This window comes from Pseudomonas sp. GW821-FHT09C09, assembly GCF_059418105.1.
On sequence record NZ_JBWKPF010000006.1, the window covers coordinates 174548 to 184059 of the forward strand.

The following is a 9512-nucleotide window of genomic DNA, read 5'->3' on the forward strand; positions in this document are numbered from 1 at the left end:
CTAATACCGCCTTTTGCAGCCCGCCGGTCAGCAAGACAGGCGGGGGGTTAACCGTAAAAGCGGCGCATGATACCAAAATGAACCGGCAGGTCGGTTTTTGATCACCGACGGATGTCAGATCTGGCGACAAAAGGTGTAAGAAAACATGACCTGCGGTTATTGCGGCGACGGTTCCGCAGGGCTCCAGCTACCGCCCAGGGCGGTGTACAGGTTCACTTGCGCCACCAGTTGCGCCAACCGGTCGGAGATCAGACCTTGCTGCGAACTGAACAGCGAACGCTGGGCATCGAGAAATGTCAGGCTGCTGTCGACACCGGTCCGGTAGCGGTGCTGCGCCATGTCGTAGTAGTCCTGAGTCGCCTGCACCAGATCGCGTTGGGCCTGTAGCTGCTGCTGATAGGTCTCCCGCGCGGCGAGTCCATCGGACACTTCCTGAAATGCTGTCTGAATGGTCTTTTCGTATTCGGCGACCGTGATGTCCTTCTGCAGCTTCGCGTAATCGAGGCTGGCGCGCAGGCTGCCGGCGTTGAAGATTGGCAGGTTGATCTGCGGCTGGAAGGTCCAGGCACCGGAGCCGCCCTTGAACAGCCCCGACAGGTCCCGACTCGACGTGCCGGCATTGGCGGTCAGGCTGACACTGGGGAAAAACGCCGCCCGGGCTGCGCCGATATTGGCGTTGGCAGCTTTCAGCTTGTATTCGGCCTGGAGAATGTCCGGCCGGCGTTGCAGCAGATCCGACGGCAACCCGGCCGGTATTTGCGCCACCAGATCACTGGCCAGCGGGCGCGCCGGCAGGGTTTCCGGAACCGGCGCCCCGACCAGCAACGTCAGGCTATTAAGGTCCTGGGCCACCTGGCGTTGATAGCGGGCGAGGCTGGCACGGGTGCTGTCGACGCTGGTCTGCGCCTGGATCTGATCCAGCGCCGAGGATTTGCCGGCCTCCCGGTTGCGGGTGGTCAGGTGCAGGCTTTTCTCGTCAGCTGCCAGGGTTTCCTGGGCCAGGGCCAGCAACTCCTGGTCGGCGCGCCAGGTCAGGTAGGCGTTGGCGACGTTGGCCACCAGGCTTAGTTGCGCACTGCGGCGGGCTTCTTCGGTGGCCAGCCAGCTCATCAAGGCCTGCTCGCTGAGGCTGCGGACCCGGCCGAAAAAATCCAGTTCGTAGGCGCTGATGCCGAGGTTCGCCGAGTAGGTCGAGGTGATCGCCGCTTTGGTTTTGGTCACGGTCGCCGGCACCCGTTGGCGCAGCTCATTGGCATTGGCTGAAACTGCCGGCAGCAGATCGGCGCGCTGGATGCGGTACTGCGCCTGGAATGCTTCGACATTCAGTGCCGCAACGCGCAAGTCGCGGTTGTTGACCAGTGCGCTTTCAATCAATTGCTGCAACGCCGGGTCATTGAACAGCCCGCGCCAGTCCTCGACAGCGGTCGTGGTCCGGGTTGGCGCAGGGTAGGCGGGGCCTTTTGGATACTGCGCCGCGCTGGGTGACGCCGGGCGCTGGTAATCGGGAATCAGCGAGCAGCCGCCCATCAGCAACGCCATGGACAGCAGGGAGATCGGCAACCTGGACATCAAACAGCCTCGTTCACAAATAGGAGTGGGCGCGAAGGCCCGTGATGAGAAAACGCCGGATCAGGCCCCGGCCATCCATTTCGCCAGACCGTGACGCCCGCTGACCCCGAGTTTGGCCGCCGCGCGCTTGAGGTAGGTCTCGATCGAGCTGTTCTTGACCCGCAACCGCTCGGCCATCTGCGGCACGGTGCCGCCGGTCAGCAGGCCCAGGCAGACTTCCTTCTCGCGCACTGACAGGGTGATGTCGCCCAGTGCCAGGCGCTCGTCGAACACCTGCTGCAACGGTGTCTGCTCCTGATCGGCCTGAAGTGGACGCGGTTGTCTGGCGATGATTTGACGACGGATCTGCGCATGACGCTCGATCAACGGCAGCAGGGTGTCGGACAGGCTTTTGAGAAACGACAGCTCCGGCAGGGAAAACACCCGGTGCGTGTGAGGGCGGCAGAATGAGATGACACAGCGGCGGTTGGAGGTGCGTGACACCAGATTGCACTGGTGGACGCTGTGGTGCGGGTGTCGTTGCTGCAGCGAGGCCTTGAGTTGAATCAACAGCGAGTCATTCATCTCGATCATCTTCTGCAACAGCGGATGATCGTCCTGGCATTGCAGCGGGTCCGGGGGCGGGAAGGTATCCGGCAAACCGGCGCTGCCCAGGGCCTTGATCTCGACCACGCTAGCCTCGCGCTCGTCGAGTGTCCATTCGCTGAGATCGACCCGGTTGACCGGCACCAGGGTGTCGACCAACTGAAACATGTTGGAGGCGAATCGTTCGTTCCCCGTACTGGCGATCAACTCGCCCAGTTGCCAGTAGAAGTGCGGGTTTTCCATGTTGCGAAGACTGCCGGTCAGATTCATATCCTTGTCATCCCTGATTTAAAGCCATTGCCGAATCATCTGCCGTGCATACACCTGTGAAACCGCCAACCAGCGTTTCTCCTTGAAATCGATCTGGAGCGGGATTTAAGCCTATGCATTTGTCCTACGTCTGTAGGGGAAAACGGGGACACAAAGTGCCACTAATTCCGAAAAAATGGCGTCACGTTTCTGTCAGATCAATGTGTAAGGACTCGTAGTCCGTGACTGTACGGTCTAGTGGGAACCCCGAAATTCGGGGCTCGCACCGCCGCGTCCAACATTTGCGAGGCGCTGGTCGGTAATAGCGTGTGGCGATTGTCCTACAGGATTTTCAGCCATTTCTTTCCGAACTTTCGGGGGAATAACTGACTTGTCCGGGGCTGGCGCCCCTCGGGGCGGGGTAAAGAGGGGGGAGTTGTCCGGGTTTTACGTGTCATGCGGGTTTCGGGGCCGATGCTTGAATACGCGCCAAATCACATGAGACGGATCTTATGAACCAATTTGCTGCCGATGCGGCGGACGGTCTGTCCGCGATTTCCGAAGCCTTCCCGCTGACCGCTGCCCAGCGTGACATCTGGCTCGATCAACTGCGTCAGGGGGATTCGCCGGTGTACAACATCGGTGGTTATGTCGAGATGACCGGCGCCCTTGACCCTGCGTTGATGCACGCGTCCCTTGAAGGCCTCGTGGCACGGCATGACGCCTTGCGCACCAGCCTGCTGCTGGGGGCCGGTGAGCACGGTCTGCCGTTGCAGCGTTTTGCGCCCTCGATGCCGGTGCCGATGCCGTTCCATGACTTCAGTGCCCATCCCGAGCCGGAGACGGCGGCGCGCCGATTGACCCAGGAGCGCATCGAACTGCCGTTCACGCTGGACGGCGGCCCGCTGTTCCGTTTCTGCCTGATCCGTCTCGATGATCGCTGCCATTGGTTTTCGCTCCAGGCCCACCACCTGATTGTCGATGGCTGGGGCTTTGGCGAAATGCTCAAGTCCCTCGACGAGATCTACAACGCCCTGGCGCTCGGGCAACAGCCGCCGGATTCGGCGCCGTCCTATGTCGACTTCATCCATGACGACGCACGATATTACGAGTCCGCCCGCTACGCGCGTGACCGTGCGTACTGGCTGGACAAATACCGGCATCTTCCCGAGCCGCTGTTGTTGCCGCGCTATCAGGAACGCTTTGCCGGCGCGACGGCACCGACGCGGATTTTCTCGCAGGTGTTTCCGGCCCGCCTTCACGACCGTATGAAGCAGGTGGCCGCAGAATACGGGGCTTCGGCGCTGCACTTCCTGCTGGCGGCGATGCATGTGTACTTCAGCCGCACTGGCCAGCGTGATGAGTGGGTGGTGGGCTTGCCGTTGCTCAATCGATCCGGGGCCCGTTTCAAGTCGACCCTGGGGCTGTTCACCCAGGTCAGCGCCGTGCGCATGGGGTTCGGACGCGAGCAGGCGTTCGGTGCGCTGGTCAAGGCCGTTCGCGATGAGCTGAAACAGGATTTTCGCCATCAGCGTTTTCCCCTGAGTGAGATGAACCGTGCGCTGGGTCTGCTGCGCGAGGATCGTTCACAGCTGTTCGAAGTGACCGTCTCCTACGAGCGGGACGCCCATGAATACCGCTACGGAGAGGCCCGGGGGCGGGTGGTCAAAGTGTCCAACCACGAAGAGGGCACGCCGCTGTCCGTGCACCTGTTGAGCAGCCGTGGCGACGAAGAGGACAGTTTGTACCTGGTGTACAACGAGGCCTACTTTGACGCGGATGAAATCGCGGCGCTGTGCGGCCGATTGCTGTGGGTGCTGGAGCAGGGGCTTGAAGACACCTCGCTGGCGGTGGGCGATTTCAGTCTGAACCTGCCAGCCGAGTCGATCTTGCTGCAAGAGTGGAATGACACCCGCGCCGATTACTCCGACGGGCTGACCATCCATCAGCGCATCGAAGCGCAAGCGGCGATGCGGCCGGATGCGGTGGCTGCAGAATCCCGGGGACAACGGCTGACCTATGCCGAGCTGAACCGAAAGGCCAACGCCCTGGCCCATCATTTGATCGGGCTCGGTGTGCGACCCGATGACCGTGTTGCGCTGGTCGCCCGTCGAGGGCTGGACACGCTGGTCGCGCTGCTGGCAATCCTCAAGTCCGGCGCCGGTTATGTGCCAGTCGATCCGGCCCATCCTGCGGAACGTTTGAGCTATTTATTGAGCGACAGCGCGCCGGTCGTAGTCCTGACCCAAGGCAATCTGCGTGAACGTCTGCCGGTGCTGAATGTACCGCTGATCGACATCGACTCGCGCACCTGGCCGGTCAACGATCTCAACCCCGAGGTCTCGGGCCTGACCACCGCGCATCTGGCCTACGTGATCTACACCTCCGGTTCCACCGGCCAGCCCAAAGGCGTAATGGTCGAACATCGCACCCTGTCGAATCTGGTGGACTGGCACTGTGAGGCTTTTGATCTGAATGCTGGAGGTCACACGTCAAGCCTCGCCGGTTTTGGTTTCGACGCCATGGCCTGGGAAGTCTGGCCCGCATTGTGCGTCGGCGCGACCCTGCACCTGGCGCCGTCCCGCGACGGCGGCGAAGACATCGACGCGCTGCTCGACTGGTGGCGCGCACAACCGCTGGACGTGAGTTTCCTGCCGACCCCGATTGCCGAATACGCCTTCAGCCGCCACCTCGAACATCCGACTTTACGCACGCTGCTGATCGGCGGTGACCGTCTGCGTCAGTTCAATCGTGAGCAAACGTTTGAGGTGATCAACAACTACGGCCCGACCGAAGCGACGGTGGTCGCCACCTCAGGTCGCATCGAACCGGGCCGGACGCTGCACATCGGCAAACCCGTGAGCAACGCCACGACCTATCTGCTGGATGACCGACAGCGACCGGTGCCGATTGGCGTGGCCGGTGAGCTCTACGTCGGCGGTGCCGGGGTAGCGCGGGGTTACTTCAACCGGCCGGAACTGACCGCCGAACGCTTTCTCGACGATCCGTTCAGCGGCCAGCCCAACGCGCGGATGTACCGCACCGGCGACCTCGCACGCTGGCGCCAGGACGGCAATATCGAATATCTGGGCCGCAACGACGATCAGGTGAAAATCCGTGGCGTACGCATCGAACCCGGCGAAATCGAAGCCGCGTTGAGCAGTCATGAATCGGTGCGTGATGCGGTGGTGCAGGTGCGCGACGGGCAGTTGCTGGCCTGGTTCACCGAGCGCCAACCGCTGGACATCACGCAGCTGCATGCCCATCTGCAAACCCGTCTGCCCAGCGCGATGCTTCCATCGGCCTACGTGCGCTTGACGGCGTTGCCGCTGACAGCCAACGGCAAACTGGATCGCCAGGCGTTGCCGGCTCCGGGGCCGGAAGCGTTGATCCGCCGCGAGTACGAAGCGCCGAATGGTGACGTCGAAATCCTCCTGGCGCAGATCTGGGCCGAGGTGCTGCAAGTCGAAAAGGTCGGGCGTCACGATCACTTCTTCGAGCTGGGCGGGCATTCGTTGCTGGCGGTCAATCTGATCGAGCGCATGCGCCAGCTTGGCATGAGCAGCGACGTGCGCGTGCTGTTCGGCCAGCCGACCCTGGCGGCGCTGGCCGCGTCGGTGGGCACTGGCCGTGAGGTCGAAGTGCCGGCCAACCGCATTCCGCCGGGTTGCACGCAGATCACCCCGGACCTATTGCCGTTGGTCGAGCTGGATCAAACCACCCTCGACCGGATCATCGCCACTGTGCCGGGTGGCGCAGCCAACGTGCAGGACATTTACCCGCTGGCGCCGTTACAGGAAGGCATCCTTTATCACCACATCACCGCCGCCCAAGGCGATCCGTACCTGCTGCAATCGCAGTTGGCGTTCGACAGCGTCGAGCGGGTCGAGGCCTATGCGGCCGCGTTGCGTCAGGTCATGGCGCGGCACGACATTTTGCGCACTGCGGTGGTCTGGGAAGGCTTGACCACGCCAGTGCAGGTGGTCTGGCGCCAGGCTGAATTGCCGGTGCAGGAAATCATGCTCGACTCGGCTGAGGGCGATGTCCTCGCGCAGCTGCATGAGCGCTTCGATGCCCGGCGTTATCGCATCGACGTCAGTCAGGCGCCGCTGATCCGGCTGATGTATGCCCGCGATCCGGCCCATGGGCGGATCGTGGCGATTCTGTTGTTCCATCACCTGGCGCTGGATCACATCGCCCTGGAAGTCCTGCGCCATGAAATGCGCGCCAACCTGCTGGGGCAGGGTGAGCCGTTGCCGCCAGCGGTGCCGTATCGCAATTACGTGGCCCAGACCCGGCTCGGTGTCAGCGAGCAGGAACACGAAGCGTTCTTCCGCGAAATGCTTGCCGACATCGACGAGCCGACCCTGCCGTTCGGTTTGCAGGACGTGCAGGGCGACGGGCGCGGCATCGACGAAGCCGTGCGAACCCTTGCGCCTGAACTGGATCGCCGCTTGCGTCTGCAAGCACGGCAGGCAGGCGTCAGCGTGGCCAGCCTGATTCACCTGGCCTGGGCGCAGGTGCTGGCGGTGACCTCGGGGCAGGAACGTGTGGTGTTCGGCAGCGTGTTCATGGGCCGCATGCAGGGCGGCGAGGGCGCGGACCGGGCGCTCGGGGTGTTCATCAACACCTTGCCTTTGCGAGTGGACATGGACCGAGGCGCGCGTGATGCCGTGTTGCTTACCCACGCCCGACTGACCGACCTGCTCGGGCATGAGCATGCATCGCTGGCGTTGGCCCAGCGGTGCAGCGGTGTTGCGTCACCGGCACCGCTATTCAGTGCGCTGCTCAACTATCGGCACACCGATCTTGAGGTGCAGGAATCGACGGCGGATCCGGCCTGGCAAGGCATCCAGACCCTGGATAACGAAGAACGCACCAACTACCCGCTGACCTTGAGCGTCGATGACCTGGGCAGCGCCTTGCAGATCACCACGCGAACCCTGATCAGCATCGGCGCCCGGCGCATCGGCGACTACGTGCAAACCGCGTTGCAGGCGCTGGTCGATGCGCTGGAGCAAGCGCCGCAACAGCCGCTGAATCGCTTGTCGATCCTGCCGGCGGCGGAGCTTGAACAACTGCTGGTCGAGTTCAATGCCAGCGAAGTCGATTGCCCGATCGATCAGCCGCTTCAGGTGTTGTTCGAGCAGCAGGTGCAACGCCGTCCTGACGCCATCGCCTTGCAGGCCGGTGAACAACAGCTGACGTATCGCCAGTTGAATGAGCAGGCCAACCGCTTGGCGCATCACCTAAGCGAGCAAGGCGTGCAGCCCGATTCCCGGGTGGCGATCTGCGTCGAACGCAGCCCGGATTTGATAGTCGGCCTGCTGGGCATTCTCAAGGCGGGCGGCGCGTATGTGCCGCTGGATCCCGACTATCCGCTGGATCGCCTGCATTACATGTTGCAAGACAGCACCCCGGTGGCGGTGCTGGTACACGAGGCCACCCGCAATCTGCTGAATGATCCCGGTGTGCCGGTCATCGATTTCGACCGTTGCACCTGGCAGGAAGCACCGGCCTATAACCTGCAAGTTCCGGGTTTGAGCGCTGCGAACCTGGCCTACATGATCTACACCTCGGGTTCCACCGGCACGCCGAAGGGCGTGATGATCGAGCACCGCAGCGCCTGCAACATGGTGCACTGGGGTTCGCAGATCAGCCCGCCGACCGGGCACGGCGCGCTGTTGCAGAAGGCGCCGTTCAGTTTCGACAGTTCGGTGTGGGAGATCTTCTGGCCGCTGTGTTCAGGCCTGCGGCTGGTGCTGGCGCGTCCCGACGGCAACCGCGATTCGGCCTATGTGACCCAGGTGATTCGCCAACGGCAGATCACCGTGGTCAAGTTCGTGCCGGCGCTGCTGCAACAGTTCATCGAGCAGGACGATGTCAGCCAGTGCACCAGCCTGACCGACGTGCTCAACGGTGGCGGTGAACTGACGGCCGCACTGGCCCGGCGCGTCCGCGAGCGCCTGCCATGGGTGCGTCTGCATAACGTTTACGGCCCGACCGAAACCACGGTCGACAGTACCGGCTGGACGCTGGAGCCGGATCAATCGGTGCCGGAAGCGGTGGTGCCAATCGGCAAGGCGTTGAGCAACACCCGACTCTACGTGCTGGATGCCCACGACCAACCGGTGCCATTCGGGGTGAGCGGTCACTTGCACATCGGCGGGGTCGGGGTCGCGCGGGGTTATCTGGGACTTCCGGACATGCAGGCCGAGCGCTTCATCGACAGCCCGTTCGTGGCCGGTGATCGCCTGTACCGCACCGGCGATCTGGTGCGCTACCGGGCGGACGGCAACCTCGAATTCCTCGGGCGCAACGACTTCCAGGTCAAACTGCGTGGCCTGCGTCTGGAGCCGGGGGAAATCGAGGCGCGGCTGATCGAGCATCCGGCGGTGCGTGAAGCGGTGGTGCTGGTGCGGGACGAGCGACTGGTGGCGTATTTCACCGTCCGCGAAGGCTTCGACGCGCCACGTATCGAAAGCTTGCGCGCCCACGTGCTGGAGCGTTTGCCGGAGTACATGGCGCCGGGCGCCTACGTGAAGCTCGATGCGTTGCCCCTGACCCCCAACGACAAGGTCGATCGCAAGGCCTTGCCGGCACCGGGGGCGGAGGCGGTGCTCAGTCGTCGCTACGAGGCGCCCGAAGGAGAGGTCGAAATCAGGCTGGCGCAGATCTGGGCCGAGGTGCTGCAACTGGAGCAGGTCGGGCGCAACGATCACTTCTTCGAACTCGGCGGGCATTCGTTGCTGGCGGTCAGTCTGGTGGCGCGCATGCGTCAGGCCGGGCTGCATGTCGATGCCCGCACGCTGTTCAGCCAACCGACCCTGGCCGCGCTGGCGGCCCAGACTTCGGCGCAGGCCAGACAGGTTGAAGTCCCGCAAACCACCATACCGACGCTCAACCGCAAACGCCGGCTCTGAGCCGACATCGGCGTCGATTCGCAGTTCCCGCGGATCGACGCCATGACTGGCCGGTCACGGGGCTTGTCCCCGCTTCCCATGTCAGACACCCAAGCCCCGATGTTTTAGCTTTTCCGGGCTGCGCGTGGCCGCACGGATTCGCCGCTGCGCGCTCCTTTTTTCCCGAATTTACAGCAGGTTACCCCC

General features: G+C 63.2%; 3 protein-coding genes. 1 reads left to right on the top strand and 2 read right to left on the bottom strand.

The genetic code is table 11. The features are described 5' to 3' along the window. Positions 1–156: 156 nt before the first annotated feature. The gene (gene adeC, locus AC07NR_RS20495; protein ID WP_495079299.1) at positions 157–1569 is read right to left on the bottom strand and encodes an AdeC/AdeK/OprM family multidrug efflux complex outer membrane factor; all 1413 of its coding nucleotides are present in this window, start codon (positions 1567–1569) and stop codon (positions 157–159) included. Between the two features lie 60 nt (positions 1570–1629). Then, entirely contained in the window at positions 1630–2424 is a 795-nt protein-coding gene (locus AC07NR_RS20500) for a helix-turn-helix transcriptional regulator (protein ID WP_085708573.1), read from the bottom strand. 491 nt (positions 2425–2915) lie between these two features. Between AC07NR_RS20500 and AC07NR_RS20505 the strand changes: the two genes are divergently transcribed. Beyond that, positions 2916–9326, top strand: a complete 6411-nt coding sequence (locus AC07NR_RS20505; protein ID WP_495079300.1) for an amino acid adenylation domain-containing protein — start codon at positions 2916–2918, stop codon at positions 9324–9326. Positions 9327–9512: the final 186 nt, after the last annotated feature.